This window comes from Pseudomonas phytophila (genome assembly GCF_025643095.1).
In the GTDB taxonomy this organism is placed as follows: Bacteria; Pseudomonadota; Gammaproteobacteria; order Pseudomonadales; family Pseudomonadaceae; genus Aquipseudomonas; species Aquipseudomonas quasicaspiana.
Window position 1 is genome coordinate 3,871,591 of the sequence record NZ_CP081201.1, and the last position, 16,958, is coordinate 3,888,548.

Sequence of the window (16,958 nt, forward strand, 5' to 3'; positions counted from 1 at the left end):
TTTTCTGATTTTCATTCCCTATACCTTTCAGAAAGTTCATCAATGCCTCCCTTGTACTTGGGGAGCTGAAGGAAAGCGTCGTTGATGTAGATTTTTCAAGAGTTGGGGACAAACCATCATCAAGTACACAGAACAAGCTTACGCCCTAGCCAACCATCTGGGTTTGGCGCAACCTAATCGTTTGAAAAATCAAATAATGCATAGATAATCGTGGCCTGAACCCGTTTTTTCGTTTCAGACCCCACTTATTCCTTACCCCCAACTAGGCAAGCTTAAAATCTGAAGAATTGAATTTTTTCGGCCACTCGCCATTATAAGCTACAGCCTCTAACTCTAGAAAACTTGAATTCTCAATCCAGCACATAAATGATCCGCCATGACTTAGCTCTCTATGCTCAAAATTACAATCCCAGTGACGTTGAACAGTTACAGGCAACGTCACCGCCAGAGCAATGCTAGTAAAGAAACCTACACCCGTATGCTTACGCGCTTTGACCGCACAACTCTTCAGCTGAAGTCGAATCGCGAGACTTACTTTGTCCTGTCCGGAGAAAAGCATCTGTAGTGCAAATTCTTCTTCATTTGTCAGCGACATTAGAACACCCTCATTGTGAGAAACTGGGGTCAGACCACGATTAAGCGTAACCTAATCATTTAAAAAACCAAATTATTAAAGATCGAATAAAACAATCGTGGTCTGACCCCGTTTTCTCTCATTTTCTAGACCTGACATGCAGAAATGCTTAAATAAAAGTGCTATCCCAATAGAACTGCCTGCAACCGACCTTGCCTACCTAGTAGGTAGAGCCGATAAGCCGATGGCTCTCCCGTACAGAAAATATCAATCAAATATTAAAGAGCATAAAACAATCGTGGTCTGACCCCGTTTTTTTGACCCCGTTTTTTGTCATTTACCATTAAGCGCTGCCAGCAGTTTCCTTTCTAGCGCCTGAGCATATTCGAAATATTCGACAGCGCGAGGCTCCGCAGCAATAAGCTCTTTATTTCGCCGCAGAATATTCAACATTTTTTGCGTCAGCAGTAAACTCTTCGCCCAGACTGCCTCCGATAATTTTGAGGTTCCTTTTAGCAACTCGGCGTCATCCAGAAATCCTACCAGCACTTCCTTATCCAACTCGCGAACCACGACAGGCAATAATTCCGACGTATACATATCTTGCCTGACCGATCTGCAAAGGTCGCCGATCTCAAGCTCGTTTATCGGAGTGTCCAGAATCGACCTGTGCCATGACTCCAGCGCAGACTCATCAGAATCAGGCTCAACTTCCCACTTAAAACCATTACTCTCATCTATTTGACGAAATGTCTTTTTCATATACCTGCACCATTTAGAGAGTCAGAAATACGTTTTAAAGTATCCAAAGCTGCCTGTCGGGCCGCTTGCGCCTCTGGGTTACTTACATTCTTAAGCGTTTCTGCATGGTTGGTAAGCCCTCTTATCCGCTCCTGCATTTCGTTCAAATGATCATAGTAACCACTGCCATTCTTCCGAAGAACTGGATCTCCAGCCATGTCTTTCAATGTACCTTCGATATCATGATCTTTGAAGTTTTTTATTATGTTATCAATTCTAGCAACCGCTTTCTGCTCTCCCTGACTCAACTTAGTCGCAGAGCTTCCAGCCTCTTTTGCACCTCGAACACCAACCCAGTAAGTATATGCCTTCTGAATACTATTGGTCTCTGCGGCTGTTGCTCCACGCACCGCGCCGCCAATCGCACCAACCGGGCCTAATAGCAAACCTCCAATGATGCCCCCACCCTCTAGGTACGTCTGCTCCAGTGACTCTCTAGCTGTGAGCGCTCTATCGATCAAGGTGAATTTGTAGTTATCACATACCGCAGAGGAACACTGCAGCTCTCCCAATGCAGCAAGGCCGCCTCGGATCTCTCCCAGGAGAGCTCCGGCGCGAGCGGGCCCAACTGTTTCCAAAGCATCCTTCAGGTTGTCTAGGCTTCGCTGGTTGTAATTGCTGTCGCCGTACTGTGCCGTCCAAGTGTTCCGATAACAAGCATCGGTCTTGCAGGCCTGCATGTCGCCTACAAAGTCCTCCATTTCGTAATGGTTTAGGAAGTTGTAATGGGTAGCGTTTTTAGCAATCCAGGCTCCAGCCTCCATCTCTTTAGCATCACCCCCAACAAGTGCTGCGGAGAATAACCCTACCAATTGCGAAGCAGAGGTGAGCAGCAAATCTCGCTGTTCCGGGGCCAATTGCGTGATGCCACGCCGCAACTCTGTGGCCATAGCCTCATTCACTCCGGCCGCGACTGCCCCAGCAATGAAATCGCTCCCAGCGGCTTCGGCTAAAGCGCCACCGATCAGCGCGTGCAGCGCAATCTTCCCGGCACTGCCATCCACCAAGTTCAAGCCGCCAGCAGCGTTGAAACTCGTTGCGGCCAAGGTGTTCAAGATAGTGGTGGTAAGAGCGTCACCAATGCTGGCGTCCATACCCAATGCTTTGCTCAAAGCAGCAGAGGTGGAATTTTGCAACATCTGATTCGCAGCAAATCGAGCGACGTTTTCCGCACTACTGAGGTCAATGCTAATTTTTAGCGTCAAAGGGTCTGTTTTCGTAGCCGTTATCCCGTCAAAGACACCAGCAGTCAGTCCAGCGGTCACACCACTGACTACATATCCTTTGAGTGCAGAACTCGACGTTACGTCCTTGAAGACAGCTCCTAAATCCCCCCCATTGTTAATAAAACTGGTAGCAGCGTTTGTTGCCGCTCCGGAAGCGACAGCCGCCCCCCCGGCAGCTACCACTGCTCCAGCCCCTGCACCTGAAAGAGCCGCCATAGCCGCAGGACCAACAAACACGGCCATTACGATCGCTATAACCATTTGCGCGGCGACCCCCAATCCAGCTTGGCTGTATTTGAAGGAGTCATGGATTTCTTTCACTTGCCGCCAATCCACATCCCCGCGCTTCTCGGCTTCCTTCAGCCACGCCAACTGAGGATCGGCCTTGACCATGGCATCAATAGTTTGGCTTACCGTCTGTTTGTTGACTTCCTTGATGTCGATTTTCAAGCCATCAACAGCCCTGATTGCCAACTCTCCCTTGGCAATCATCTGGGTCTGGCGCAAGGTCTCGTCGGTATTGCCTTTGCCCGACATAGAGGTCCAGGCCAAACTGTTGCTGCTCTTCTCGTGACTCTCCTGATGCAGATCCTTCACACCCTCAAACGTGATCGACCCACCACTATCAATCGTCAGGTCCTTGCCACTCTCCAGCTTTGCGGCCTGATACCTTTGATCGCCACCACTCACCAGCAGGAGGTCACCACCCGTGGTGATCTGGCTGCCGATGTTTTTTACATCAGTGACTTCGTCGCGCCGGGTTTTACCTGAGCCAAACGAGCCCTTCTTCTTTTTGTCGTACAGAGAGTAATCACTGTCCTGCGCAGCAAGAATGTCCAGGTTTTCGCCTGCAACCAAATAAGCTTCCTGCCCTGCCGTAATCTGGCTGGAGATAACGCTAAGGTTTTGCCCTGCCTGCAAGGCGACGCTGCCACCTGCGTTCAGATCCGAAATCACCTGGCTGACATGATCTTCCTGCCTTGTCAGTTTTTTGCTCTTCGACAGGGAGTGTTCTTCATCTGCGGCGGAGCTGATCAAGAGGTTTTCAGTCGCGGCCATAGCGATATCGCGCTTAACGTCGATCTGGCTGGCGATGATTGCAATATTGCGGTCGGCCTGAGCCGTCATATCCCGCCCGACCGTAATGGTAGAACCTAGCTGGGTAATGTTGCTGCTGTTGCTTCTGCTGCTTATGTAAGCGCTGTTGGTGACTTCGGTCGGGCCAAGCGTCAAATCGCGCCCGGCCTGGATTTTCATGTCACGACCGCTCTCCAGAACGCTGCCACGGTTGATGACGTCGCGGCCCGCCGAAAGCCTCATGTCATTGGCCGCTTCCACTCGGGCAGCACTGTCAGCAAATTCACTGTGGCGCTGTCCGTTTAAATCGTTATCCGCCGCAGTAACGGTGCGTTCGTTGATCAGATCGCCACTCAGCGAGGTCAACGACACATCCCGACCGGCAATAATGCCGCCAGCCTTGTTGGTCAGATCGTTAACTGCCAGCAGATCAAGGCGATTGCCGGCTTCTATCAGCCCCGCATTGACGAGGTTATTGCCTGGGAGAATTGGGGTCAGACCACAATTATGCGCATCCTAACTATTTCAAACTATCAAATTGCAAATAAAGAGAGAAATTGGGGTCACACCACGATTACCGTACTATTAAAGTAAAAATAGTGGTCTGACCCCGTTTTCTCTTTTCTAGAGCTGATACGCAGAAATGCTTAAATAAAGGTCTTATCCGAACAGAGATATCGGCAACCGACCTTGCCTAGTAGGTAGACCCGATAACCCCATGATTCTCATGTACAGAAAATAAAAACCTAGATATTAAAGAGCGTAAACAATCGTGGTCTGACCTCGCTTTTCCATACCCTCTTTTTTTCGGTAGAGAGCAATAATTCAGGATCCGCTGTAGTAACTATAAAGATCTGCATCAGGCCAAAACTCGTCATATGCCGTTAATGCGCTTCGCAAAGCCTCACTACGAGGATCATCCGACGGATTCATCTTCAAAATCACAAAATCTTTAATTTCGGACCATTGAAGCTCTCGCATGCAAAATGCCACAGCCTCAAATGGTGAATTACGGGATGTTAAAATCAGCTTAAACTTGCCTATAAAGTCCGCCTTATTCTCCGGATTTTTTTTACAAACTCTAAAATATTCAACAATGACATTTCATAGGAACCCTCGAAATCCTCATCAAAAGCGGCCATAGCCAGCTCACAAAGAATATTAAACTGTTTAATTACGCTATTCATTTAGGCATCCAAGCCCCCTTTCTAGGATTGTTAGAATCTGGCACCCACATTTTTCAATATAGTTAGCAGCCACATCAAGTCCTTTTTAGGGGAGAATTGAGGTCGGACCACGATTAAGCACAAACCAATCATTCCATAAAACCGAACTATTGAAGAAAGAACAAAACATTCGTGGTATGCCCCCGAATCGTGTCAATTCAAGTCCGGCCATTGTAAAAGATGGTTTTCCACTGATTCAATTAAAAAACTCGAAATGCTATCCCAAGCTTGAGTTATCGAACTCTGACCTTCAAAAAATTGAAATACTGGTGGATCTTCAGAGACCGGTAGAAAACAATTAATTTCATATCCTTGATGCATGCAGAACACCTTAGCATCCGCTGGCAGCAAACCAGAGAGGCTTAGTTCATCAAGCAGCTCTTCTGCCTCCAGCCTCAGGCTAAGTAATCTCGGAAAAAATATATCTACGCCACAAAAGACCTTACCAGCTGAACGCCCCGCAACCATCAAGAAGTCACGATATGCCAATGGAAGTTTACAACCAAAATATTGTTCGACTGCGGCAATATCTACGTCAGTACAACCAACAATAGCAGACTCTAAAATTACACCTTTCAGGACTAACTCATGAAAAATATCACGAACGCTTTTCATCTTGGCTTTCCTGTTTCTACTTTAACAATCACACCGGGAACCTTTGTTGAAACTGACTTATAACTCCACTGCATGAAACGCAGACTGGGAGCTCTAACTAAAGGGAAAACCGGGGTCAGACCACGATTAATCAAATAAAAACTCCAAGCTTCCTTCAGTGGGCGGCGACGGGCCCACGAATAACTCTTTCAATCAACGCGAACTCAATCTCAGGTGTAAACTTTGATTCTTCTAATAAAAAAATCGTAGCCTGACCCCGAACCGTGCTCGAGCACTTTTACAGATAAATCAACATCAGCGCGACGATACCAATGTGATACTACCTCAAGAACATATCGATATCGTCTAGAGCATCCGCAATTTGCCCTGAGATAATGTTGTCATCTAGATGCTCACGAAGAGCAATGAGCACTTTTTCTTTATCAAGCTGGCGGTGAACCCTTGCTATATGTCCAAGACAAGTTGCTGCAAGCCCTCTAACATCAGAGCTTTCGTTGCTGAGGAAGTCCAAGCATTTATTCTGCGCCCATCTCCAATCAGAATCATTTAAAGCAACGTAGACAAGTGCCTCACAAATGCTCTTAACGTCCCTCGAAGCAAAAGCTTTTTCTAAAGCTCGCTTATTATAAGGCTGGGTATCTTGATAGTTCATTATCGCTTCCCACCAGTAAGAATATTACCTTTACGATCAGCCATACCTGCCTGTTGCAGGGCTTTTTGCATGTCTGGATGCAAATCACTCCAAGAGCGGACATGGCCGTGATAAGTCGTATCTAGCGTTTTGTCAAAAACAACAAAATCTTTTGAATCGTAGTCAATCCCGACTCGGCGAGGGGATGTCGGTTTAACTTGAATCGAAAAATCTAGCGCTTCTTGACCATTAATCGGAGCACGACTCTTAACGGCATTATCGACTTTCCCGTGGTAAGGAGCAGCTTCATAGTCCAATCGGCGCATGGCGCCTGCACTTTCACCGGAAGCTCCTGTCGCTTTTGTACCAGCACCGCTCCCACCTTGAACAACTCCACTCCCAGAAGCGCTATTCCCACCTGAGGCTTTCCCCCAGCCCTCCGTCAGCATAGCGTTGCCAAGCGATACAAGCATTTCTGCTTTTTCAGCAACCGTCAATACTCGCCCTACAGCCCGGTCCATCCAGCCCGTTTCTTTATTCCACGAGTCCAGGTAAGCCTGCTGAGCAGGGGTCAGCGTATTCTGCTGAATATTCAATGCCAGAATTATTTGGTCATCTGTTACATATTTTGCCCCCCAAGGATCATACCCTTGTGCTGGCATTGCGATCTGGCTCGGATCCCCCGTCAGCAGACCGACCATATCGTACGAAACACGCTCCCGATACCAAGCCACCAACTCTTGGGCGACGGGATCATCCAACGCTATCGTCTTGGCTCGAATAGCTTCCCTACATTCAGCAGTAGGACAAGCCGCAAGCAAGGCTGAACGGTCGGCCGAGATTTTCTCAATCCTTGCTATGAGGCTCCGCTGCTGATCTGCACTACAGCGGTTAGCCTTGCAAGCTTTCAACTCATCAAGCAGTCTCTCGGCCGTCGGGTGATCAAGACTGTTGAACTTCGTTGCCTGTGAAGCAACCCACGACGCAACAGCCTGATCCTTATCGGACCCTCCCGCAGCCGCAGCGACCGTTAGCCCAATCAGTTGAGAGGTCATCGCCAGCAGTTGGTCGCGAGAGTTTTCGGCAAATATCTTGTCGCCTACCGAAGCAACAAATGCCTCGTTTGCCCCTCCGGCCAAGGCTCCGGTCCGGAAATCCCCTCCCGCCAACTCTGCAATCAACCCTCCAACCAGAGCGTGCGCACCTACTTTCGCTGTAAGTCCAGAGAACTCCAGCTGGGACCCAAGTTTGTTGTAGATACCTGCCGTCAATACATCGGCTGCAGAGCTGATTGCGACTTGAGCCAGGTTATCCTTGAGACTCCCGCCATTGATTGCGGTATTTGCAACTGCGTTAAAGCCTCCTTGAGCAACGGTATAGCCTGCAAATTTGGTAAAACCATCCATGGTTCCAAGTTCGAACCCGTGGGTAGCCTTAGATAAATCCGCAGTTTTAACGCCAAATGACTTGTCGAGTACCCCGGCTGCGAAACCAGCCGCGAGCCCGCTGATCAGGTAGCCTTTCATCGCGTCTGCAGACGTAACATCCTTAAACGCCGCGCCCAAGTCACCTTTATTGTTCACTACGCTGACGGCAGCTTGTGCAACTGCGGCAGAAAAACTCGCAACAGCCGCGGCACTTGCAGCAGTTGCAGCGCCTGCAAACCCTGCTGCCACCATAGCGTCACTGGCAGCGACCCCAACTGTCGCAGCAGTGCCAGTTCCCGCAGTGACGATGGTCACAATGATAATGATCGCCAACATCGCGCCCTGGCCCAGGCTTGAGTGGCTGTACTTATAGGCGTCGTGTGTCTCTTTGATCAGTTGCCAATCCACATCCCCGCGCTTCTCGGCTTCCTTCAACCACGCCAACTGCGGATCGGCCTTGACCATGGCATCAATGGTTTGGCTTACCGTCTGTTTGTTGACTTCCTTGATGTCGATTTTCAAGCCATCAACAGCCCTGATCGCCAGTTCTCCCTTGGCAATCATCTGGGTCTGGCGCAAGGTCTCGTCGGTGTTGCCCTTGCCTGACATCGAGGTCCACGCAAGGCTGTTCTTGCTCTTCTCGTGACTCTCCTGATGCAGATCCTTCACACCCTCAAACGTGATAGACCCACCACTATCAATCGTCAGGTCTTTACCACTGTCGAGCTTGGCCGCCTGATACAGCTGGTCCCCAGTACTCTTGAGGGTCAGGTTGCCACCCGTGGTGATCTCGCTGCCGACATGGGTGATTTGCGTAACTTCATCACGCTGGGTTTCCTTGCTGCCGAAACCGCCCTCTTTCTTCATGTCGAACAGCGTGTAGTCGCTGTTTTGCGCGGCGAGGATGTTGAGGTCTTTACCTGCAATCAGACTGGCTTCGTCACCCGCCGCAATCCGGCTGGCAATCATCGTCAAGTCTTCAGTCGCACTCAGCTTCACATCCCCGCCCGCCTTGACGGTCGCTGCAACCTGGCGAACATGATCTTCCTGCCGGGTGATGCTTGAGCCTTTGGTGTACGTGTGATCTTCGTCGGCGGCTGAGGCCAGGGTCAGGTTCTTGCCTGCGGTCAGGGTGACGTCGGTTTTGGCTTCGATCTGGCTGGCGACGGCGGTGATGTCGTTGTCGGCGTTTACGGTCAGAGCTCCGCCTGCAATGACTTGCGAGGCGTGCTGACGGATCGTGGAGTCGTCGTGGGACTCGCCGTCGGCGATGCGGTTGTTTTGTTGGGTCGAGAGGATGTTGACGCTGCCGCCTGCGTCGATCTTCATGTCTGCGCCGCTGCTGAGCACGCTGCCGACGCTGGTGAAATCACCTGCGGCATTGATGCCCAGCGTGTTGCCTGCTTCGATGCGGGCGGCGTTGTCGACGAAGTCCTGGGACCAGTTCCAGTTGCCTTTGCCGCTGGTGTTGCTGCCCGCATAGGTGGTGACGGTACGTTCGTTGAGTACGCTGCCGAAAAGCGAGGTGATCGATACGTCGTTGCCCTTGATGATGCCGCCCGCCTGGTTGGCGATGTTGTTTGTAGCCAAGGCGTCCAGGCGGGCGTTCGCCTGCATCAGGCCGCTGTTGATCAAGTCTTTGCCCGACAGGGCGGACAGGTTGTTACCGGCACGCAGCGTTCCGGCGTTTTCCAGATTGGCACCGGCAGTCAGCGAAACATTGTTGCCCGCAATCAGCGCTCCGGTCGGGGCCAGACGGTTGTCGGCCTGAGCCAGATAGAGCACAGGCACCAACACTTTTTCGCCCTTTACTTCACGCTCTTCCATCCAGACGATGTCATCGGTCAGGGCCGCGACTTGCTCTGCGGTCAGGGTCACGCCCACGGACAGATTCAGCGCGTCTTTGCTGGCAGCAGCGTTGTTCATCAGGTATTTGAACTGCGCTTCGTCCGAGGTCTGGCCGTCGATGAAACGCTGACCGGTGCGGGCGACGATGGCTTGCTGGATCAGACGCTGTTCGTAGAGGCCGTCACCCAGGCGTTTGGCGCTGAGTGCGGGGTCATAACCCAGCTTATCCAGCAGGTAATCCGAGCTCATGAACTGCTTGAGGTCGGTGAGTGCTGAGTTGGTTTCGATCAGGTATTTGTGCGGGGTGACCTGACCGTTGGCATCGGGAATGTTCTGGCTAGTGGGCCCACTGCTGAGCCGGAACAGGCCATTTTCGCTGTCGGGGATCACAAAGCCCGGCAACGTGAGCGGGTCGACCTGCTGTTGAGCCAGGTCTGCCGGAAGCTGGGTGTTGAGCTGGGCAATAAAAGGTGTGGTGGCCTGCAGTGCGCCGGATGCATCGACCTGGCTATCGCTGGTGACGATGGGGGCGCTGACTTTCTGGATGCTGTTGTTGAACTCGTCGTTCGCGATGATGGTGGTGTCGCCACCGGACTGAATCACGGCATCAATGCTTTTGCCCGGCGTGGTCACCTGGGTTGCGGAAAACACGCCATACCGGGTCACAGCGGTGGGCACCGGCATGTTTTTGGTGGGGTCGTAATCAGGGTTGAGCGTGGTGCTTAAGCCGCTCTCCTGCTGGTAGAAATAACTGCCATCAGCGCGTCGGTACAACGGCACGTATTTGGCGCTGTACTTGTTGAATTCGTTGACCGCACCACCCGGATCAATCAGCCCAAGATAGATGCTGCCCGGCTCCTGGTCAGCGGGGTTTCGGTAGTGAGCGCGGTAGGTGATGGTCGCTAACGTGGTGCCTTCGTTCTTGAAATCATCGACGGTGATGTCGATGTCTTTGACCGCCGATACCGAGCTGTACTGGTTAAGGAAGCTGGTACCAGTAACGGTAAGGTTGCCGCCAATGGTCATGAACGCGGACGCTGAATCCTCTGTGACGGTGCGCTCATAGATTTCGTTGACGTAGTACCAGACGTTCCACTCATCCGAGCAGTGCGCACAGCTGTGGGTGATGTAGGCATTGACTCGCTTATTGGCGAGGGTCAGGACATCCTTGCGGTTAGTGACGGCGTCAGCGGACAGGCTCATGTCACCGGCGCTTTCGAGTGTGCCGGAAATGTTTTCGATGACCTGCGCACGGTCGCCTGCGGCGTTTTTGGCGATGGTCAGATCACCCATGCTGTAGATATCACCAAAACGGTTGGTGACCTTGGTGCCGCGCAGTTCCATGTCCGCGCCGCTGAAGATCAAACCGCCTTCGTTCAGCAGTTCTCCGGTGTTGATCGTGACGTATTCAGCAGCGCTGAGAGTGCCTCGGTTTTCGAGAGATCCTGCATTGATCAGCAGGTCCTGACTGGCGCTGATGCGCCCGGCGTTATTGAGCGCGCCACTGACGTAGACGTCCGTTGTACCGCCGCCGGTGATTCGCCCCGCCTCGGCCAGCTTCAGGCTGCCCGCATCGAGCCACAGATCACCCTGGCTAGTGGCTTGTCCGGCTCCGGCGTATTCACCGCTGAGGTCAATCATGAGATCGCCGTCACTGGCAATCAAACCGTTGTTGGTCCAGTCGACTCCGCTGCCTTGTAGCTCGGTGGAGGCCAGTAGTTGGCCGTCGGCGGTCTGGGTGAAGTGGTCGACATTGACGATCAGCCGCCCGGCCTGGATCACGCTGCTGTTGATCCAGCTGTCGGCGTTAAGGGTCAGATCGCCGTGTGTGACAAGGCTGCCGCCGGCGCGCATGACGGTGCGGGTTGAAAGGCCAAAATCGCCACGGCCGATGTGTAGCACGCTGCCACCGGTGTTGATCAGGCTGCCAACAGACAATTCGAGCGCGTTGTTCGCAGTCTCTACGGTACCGTCGCTGTTATCGAAAGCGCCGTCGATACTAAAGCGCGTCAGGCCACTGGTGCCCACCGCGCGTACCGTGCCGTTCTGGTTATCGACGCTGGCAGCACTGACGGTCAGCGTGGTGTCACTTTCAATGGAGCCATCGCGATTGTTCAGCGCATTGGTCACAGCAAGATCAACGGATTTGCCTGTGAGCTGACCAGCGTTATTCAGGTTGGCGGCCTTGACACTGAGTACACCGTCCCGGGCAATGACTCGCCCGTTGCGATTGGCGATATCGCCAGTGACGTTGACATCCAGGCCTTGTGCGGCGAGCAGCGTGCCCTTGCTGTTGTCGAGTGAGCCTGCCTTTATTTTCGTGTTGGCGTTGCGGCTGTAGATCAGACCGTCGTTCTGGTTGGACAGCAGGCCGTCAACTTCCAGTTCAAGCGCGGCGTTACTGGCCAGTGTTCCGGCGTCGTTATTGAGGTCTTGGGTGGTTTTGACTTTCAAGTCCCGGCTGGCGACCACACTGCCGACGTTACGCAGGTCTTTTGCGGTCAGGCTGATATCGCCTGTGGTGTTGCGACTATCGTCAGCATTCACCCCGGACTCGATGACCGCGTTGTTGGTCAGTTGCCCACCACTGGTGAGGGTGACCTTATCCCGCGCCACGATGTTTTGGTGGACGTTGAGCGCCTGCGTGGTTTGCAGATCGACGCTATTGCCGGACACCACACCCTGCACATCCAGGCTGTCAGCCTTGACCTTGACGACGCCGTTGGCTGAAGCCTGAGCAATTCGCAGGTTGCCATTGGCATCAAGCTGAATATCACCAGCACTGGCGGCAAGCTCGCCGTTGAGCCTCACACCCACGCCTTGCTCAGTGCCCACCAGCTTGATCGAACCCGCGTACATACCGCCCAGCGCACTGCTGTCGATGGCCAGCTCGGGTTTTACGCTGCCGTCGTCGGCCAGGGCTGTTGCATCCAGAGTCTTCGCGTCGACCTTGTTACGCCCGGTGACAACGTTGAGTTTCTTCGCGTAGAGCTTGGCGTTGAGTGTTGCCGAACGGGTAATCAGGTCGAACTGTTCGATGTTGCTGGCGTTGAGACCAGCGCCTTCAAGGCTGATATCGCCACCATCGACCTGGAAGTGATCCAGACGACCTTGATCCAGGACCGGCTTGCCGGTGGTTAGCGTTGCCTGAGGGGTATTGATGAAACCGCAGCCGTTGCAGGTGATGCCATATGGGTTGGCGATGATGACCCGCGCGGCTTGCCCCGCCACTTCCGTATAGCCCTTGAGCTGAGTGCGGTTGTTGCCGGTGACTTCGTTGAGAATGGTGGTGGCGGCAGTGCCCTGCAGGTTGCTGTTGCCGATGATGATGCCGCCCAGCTGGGTGCTCTGGGTCTGGGACGTGGCGTTGTTTAGGATGACGCCCTGGCTGCCGACGTTGTACTGATCGAACGTGTTATGGGACAGCCCCGTGCCATTGGGCTTGGCGATGTTGATGACCTGAACACCGTTGCCTGCGGTGGTCAGACTGGTCCCGCCGCCACTGACAGCGATGCCCTCGGCCTGGACCATCAGCGGCTGCCAGAACATCGCGTTGGCGAGGATCAGCGCAATGCCACGTTTGGGCATGCCCCAGAAGCTTTCACGCGAATTCAGCGCCGCCGAAGGTTGACGCGCCAGGAAGGCCAGCTGTTTAACGTCCATGTAGAGGGTTCCTTGGCGCGGGATCAGAGAAGAAGTTCGAGGCGGAAATAGATCGGAGCTTCACGCTCACTCAGTGCCACAGGTCGCTCCAGTGAGTGAGCGAACGTCACGCTGGCGGACACGTGTTTGCCGCGAGCGAACAGTTCCAGAGAGTTGCTGGACACCCGACCGTTCTGCCCGCCGCTGTTGTCATCACGGCGAATGACGCCCTGGTCATAGCCGACCCCGACGCCGTATTGCTGCAGCACCGGTTGCAACCAGTCGAGGGTGACAGGGCGGGTCCAGCGCAAGTCGTTGCGCCAGTAGCCACCGCTGTCGCCGGAAAGAAACTGATCCTTGTAGCCGCGAACGGCTGACTGACCGCTGACGCTGAAGCGCTGGCTGTTGTAGAGCATGTCTTCGCTGCGCTGGCCGGTAGCGAGGCTGCTGAAAGTGAAGCGCTCTTCACCGATCTGGAAAGGCTGCAGGTAGCTGAGGGTCGCGGTGTATTTGCGGTAGCGGGCGGTGGGTTCGTTACTGGCGCGGCGCTCCTCGCCCATGGCATCCAAGGCACCAATGCCCTGCTGCATGCCCAGCTCAAGGTTGGCGAATGCGCTGCCCACCACACGACCGTGGCTGACACCGAACTGTGCTTCAGTGATGCGTTGACTGCCGTTGGCCAGTTCGCTGTCTTCGATGAAGTTGCGGGTACGCAAGTGGCTGAGGCCTGCACTCAAGGCCGTCTTGCTCTTGGCGTCACGATGGATCACACGCTCGGCGCGCAACTGGTGGGTCTGGCTTTCGCCGGTATATTTGAAGTCGAAGCCAGCGCCTTGGCCAAGGGTGCGGTATTCGCTGTCGCTGTAGGAGTAACTGAAGTTCCACCAGCCCCACGGCAGGTTGTAATTGAGCATGTTGCTTTGATAAGTGCGCCTATGGTCGCTGACCGCGTCATGCCCACCCCGCAGGTTCAACTGATCAGCCAGCCCCAACGGGCTGTCCCAATCCAGCCCTACGCCCCACTGCTGTTCACCGGTGCTTTTCTGGCCGTCGTTGTGCCGCGCCAACGAAGCACGCCATGGCTTTTGCGGGGTGTTTTTCACCAACACAGTGCTGCCGCCCACCGCATTGCCGGGAGCCAACTCCATCTGCGCCTGATTGGACGGCAAGCGGTTGAGTTGGTCGAGCAACTGCTCGATCTCGCGCAGGTTCAGCTCTTGCCCTTCCCGCCCTGGAAAGGCCATCGCCAGTTCCCGCTCCGAGAGGCCACTGCCCGCTTCGCCCTTGAGGCTTTCCAGCTTGCCTTCCACGACCAGCACTTCGAGCGTGCCTTGGGACAGGTCCTGCTGCGGCAAGTAAGCGCGGGTGGTTACCAGCCCTTTGGCGAGGTAATGATCCGTGATGGCCTTGAGCACGCCATTGAGCTGAGCAACGCCCAGACATTGCCCAACGAAAGGCTCAAGCAGCGCGTCACGCTCGCGAATTGATAACGAGTCAGCGCCTTTGAGCTGGATGGTTTTAATCGGGAAGCAGCGTGTATCGACCGGAGCCGCGGGGGCGGATGGTGCCTTCTGGCTGCCAGGCAAATCCTTGAGCTCTTCAAGGCGGCGGCGCTGTTCTTCGAGCAGGCGGTCCTGACGGTCACGAATAACGTCTTGTTCACCCGGTGTCGGGGCGCCATAGACTATGAATGGCAATGCCAAAAGCGCCAGAAGCGCAGCAAGTTTTGTAGCGGAAAAATACACGTGACGTCCATGTGGTGGCGCATTGATATCGCAAAACGGCGCGATAATAGGCAGCCATTACTTTGACGTCAATATTAATGTTCTAGCCTGATACACAGCCGATACATAGTTACTACAGGCCTCAGGTCCGGCCTAAATCGAAGCTTTCACGAGCGGACTGAGCTGTCCGACTTTGAAGTCCAGACAGGATGTCTGATCAGCAGGTCGCGGCATCGGTGTATTGAACGCTTCATTTCTATTTGTCGTGATGTCGCAGCAGTCAACAGTTTCAGCACCATTCGTTTGCTATTAAAGCCGTCCTGTGATTACCCTCATATGAGTGACAACCTCATTATGAGCGCGGGCAGACCGGCATTTATCAGACCCGTTCAAACCATTATTAAACTTTGCTTGTGGTTCTTTCGATATTGTCGGACACTCTGCATTAACGACAATATACAGGCGTCAGCCAAACGACTTGGAATTCATACATGAATTCAGGCCGACACCGCACCACTGAAAAGATTCAATCGCAATTGACGAATGGTTTGTAAAAATAATAAAAACCATTAAAAACAGATAGTTAACAAAAGTAAGACGCTCTTGACTCCCTCGCAACAACACCGAACAAAACCTGTTAAAGACTCGTTACAAATGTAAAAGTTTCGCCCTCTGAAATTATTCTTAAAAACATCATTTATAACTTTGCGCCCACCGCGAATGCTGCTAATAATCGGCCCAGTTCCGGGGAGCAAGGCAATGCGCCATCTCACACGAAGTGAATAATCAGCTTCCTTCCGATTTAACCCCGGCCTAAAAACTATTCGGTAGTTTGCTCAAAATGCCATCAGGCTTTGAGCTGTCTACTTGTGCGGCGCAAGAAAATTGCGCGAGGAGGGCATCATCGCTCGCAGTGAATCAAGGATTAAGGTCCTATCGATCTTCGGCACGCGTCCCGAAGCCATAAAAATGGCTCCGCTGGTTAAAGCACTGGCGGCGGAATCTGGCGTCCACTCCCAGATCTGCGTCACCGGCCAGCATCAAAGCATGCTGAAGCAGGTGATGGATCTGTTCGACCTCACGCCTGATTTCAGTCTCGACGTGATGAGGCCCAATCAGACTCTTAATACGCTGACGTCTGCTCTTTATGGCGCGATTGATCCGATACTGGAAATGCTCCAGCCGGACCGCGTTCTGGTGCATGGCGACACCACCTCGGCCATGGTCGCAGCGATGGCAGCGTTCCACCGTCGTATTCCGGTAGGCCATGTTGAAGCTGGCCTGCGCACCGGTGATATTCGTTCGCCGTGGCCGGAAGAGATGAACCGTCGCTGCATCGACCTAGGCGCCGACCTGTTGTTTGCGCCGACCTTCGAGTCCCGCACCAACTTGTTGAGTGAGCGTCTGCAAGGTCGCTCGTTTGTTACTGGCAACACGGTTATTGATGCCCTGCAAATGACGGCCAGCCGTATTGATCAGGACCACGCACTGCGTGACAGTCTTGATAGCCAGTTTGCGTTCATCAAGCCAGGCCGCAAGGTGCTGTTGGTCACCGGCCACCGCCGTGAGAACTTTGGCGACGGCTTCCTTGATATTTGCAAGGCGCTGCGTCAGTTGGCCAGCCGTAAAGACATCCAGATCGTGTACCCCGTGCACTTGAACCCTAACGTTCAAGGCCCGGTCAACGAGCATCTGGGCGGCCTGGATAACGTACATCTGATCGAACCGCTGGACTATCTGGCCTTTGTGCGCTTGATGCAACGTGCCCACGTGATCCTCACCGACTCGGGCGGCGTGCAGGAAGAAGCCCCTTCCCTCGGCAAGCCAGTGCTGGTGATGCGTGACGTCACCGAACGCCCTGAAGCTGTTGCGGCTGGCACCGTTCGACTGGTCGGTACTGCGCCAGAATCCATCATCAGTGGCGTTGCGGCCCTGTACGACGATGACCTGCTGTGGCGTCGCGCCTCCCAGGCGGCCAACCCATATGGCGATGGCAAGGCCAGCTCCCGGATTGTCGACGTTCTGCTGGGCAGACCCATGCATGAGTTCGTGGTGGGCAAATCGTCGCGAGACATTGAACTGCCCCTGATGATTCCGAATCCGGAATTCACCCGTCCGGCTTCCAAATTCCAATAAACATTCGCCCCTTAACAGCCCGAGATCTGCC

General features: G+C 53.5%; 7 protein-coding genes and 1 pseudogene. 1 reads left to right on the forward strand and 7 read right to left on the reverse strand.

From position 1 onward, the window contains the following. Window positions 1-262: 262 nt before the first annotated feature. The 7 genes and pseudogenes from K3169_RS17515 to K3169_RS17550 form a co-directional block, all read right to left on the reverse strand. Entirely contained in the window at window positions 263-595 is a 333-nt protein-coding gene (locus K3169_RS17515; RefSeq protein ID WP_263267261.1) for a hypothetical protein, read from the reverse strand. A gap of 312 nt (window positions 596-907) precedes the next feature. Beyond that, window positions 908-1,336, reverse strand: a complete 429-nt coding sequence (locus tag K3169_RS17520; protein WP_263267262.1) for a contact-dependent growth inhibition system immunity protein — start codon at window positions 1,334-1,336, stop codon at window positions 908-910. A gap of 557 nt (window positions 1,337-1,893) precedes the next feature. Then, window positions 1,894-4,158, reverse strand: a pseudogene (locus K3169_RS17530) (DUF637 domain-containing protein); the annotation flags it as partial. A gap of 899 nt (window positions 4,159-5,057) precedes the next feature. Further along, on the reverse strand, window positions 5,058-5,519 hold the full coding sequence (locus K3169_RS17535) for an SMI1/KNR4 family protein (protein WP_263267263.1): 462 nt from the start codon (window positions 5,517-5,519) through the stop codon (window positions 5,058-5,060). Between the two features lie 319 nt (window positions 5,520-5,838). Further along, window positions 5,839-6,171 carry a hypothetical protein gene (locus K3169_RS17540; RefSeq protein WP_255878940.1) on the reverse strand — a complete coding sequence of 111 codons (333 nt, stop codon included), beginning with the start codon at window positions 6,169-6,171 and terminating at the stop codon, window positions 5,839-5,841. After that, entirely contained in the window at window positions 6,171-13,088 is a 6,918-nt protein-coding gene (locus K3169_RS17545) for a DUF637 domain-containing protein (RefSeq protein ID WP_263267264.1), read from the reverse strand. Before K3169_RS17545 ends, K3169_RS17540 begins: the two co-directional genes overlap by 1 nt. A gap of 23 nt (window positions 13,089-13,111) precedes the next feature. Then, entirely contained in the window at window positions 13,112-14,812 is a 1,701-nt protein-coding gene (locus K3169_RS17550) for a ShlB/FhaC/HecB family hemolysin secretion/activation protein (protein WP_411567005.1), read from the reverse strand. A gap of 882 nt (window positions 14,813-15,694) precedes the next feature. On the opposite strand from K3169_RS17550, the gene wecB reads away from it, so the two are divergent. Next, window positions 15,695-16,927, forward strand: a complete 1,233-nt coding sequence (wecB, locus tag K3169_RS17555; protein WP_411567053.1) for a non-hydrolyzing UDP-N-acetylglucosamine 2-epimerase — start codon at window positions 15,695-15,697, stop codon at window positions 16,925-16,927. The last annotated feature ends 31 nt before the right edge of the window (window positions 16,928-16,958 follow it).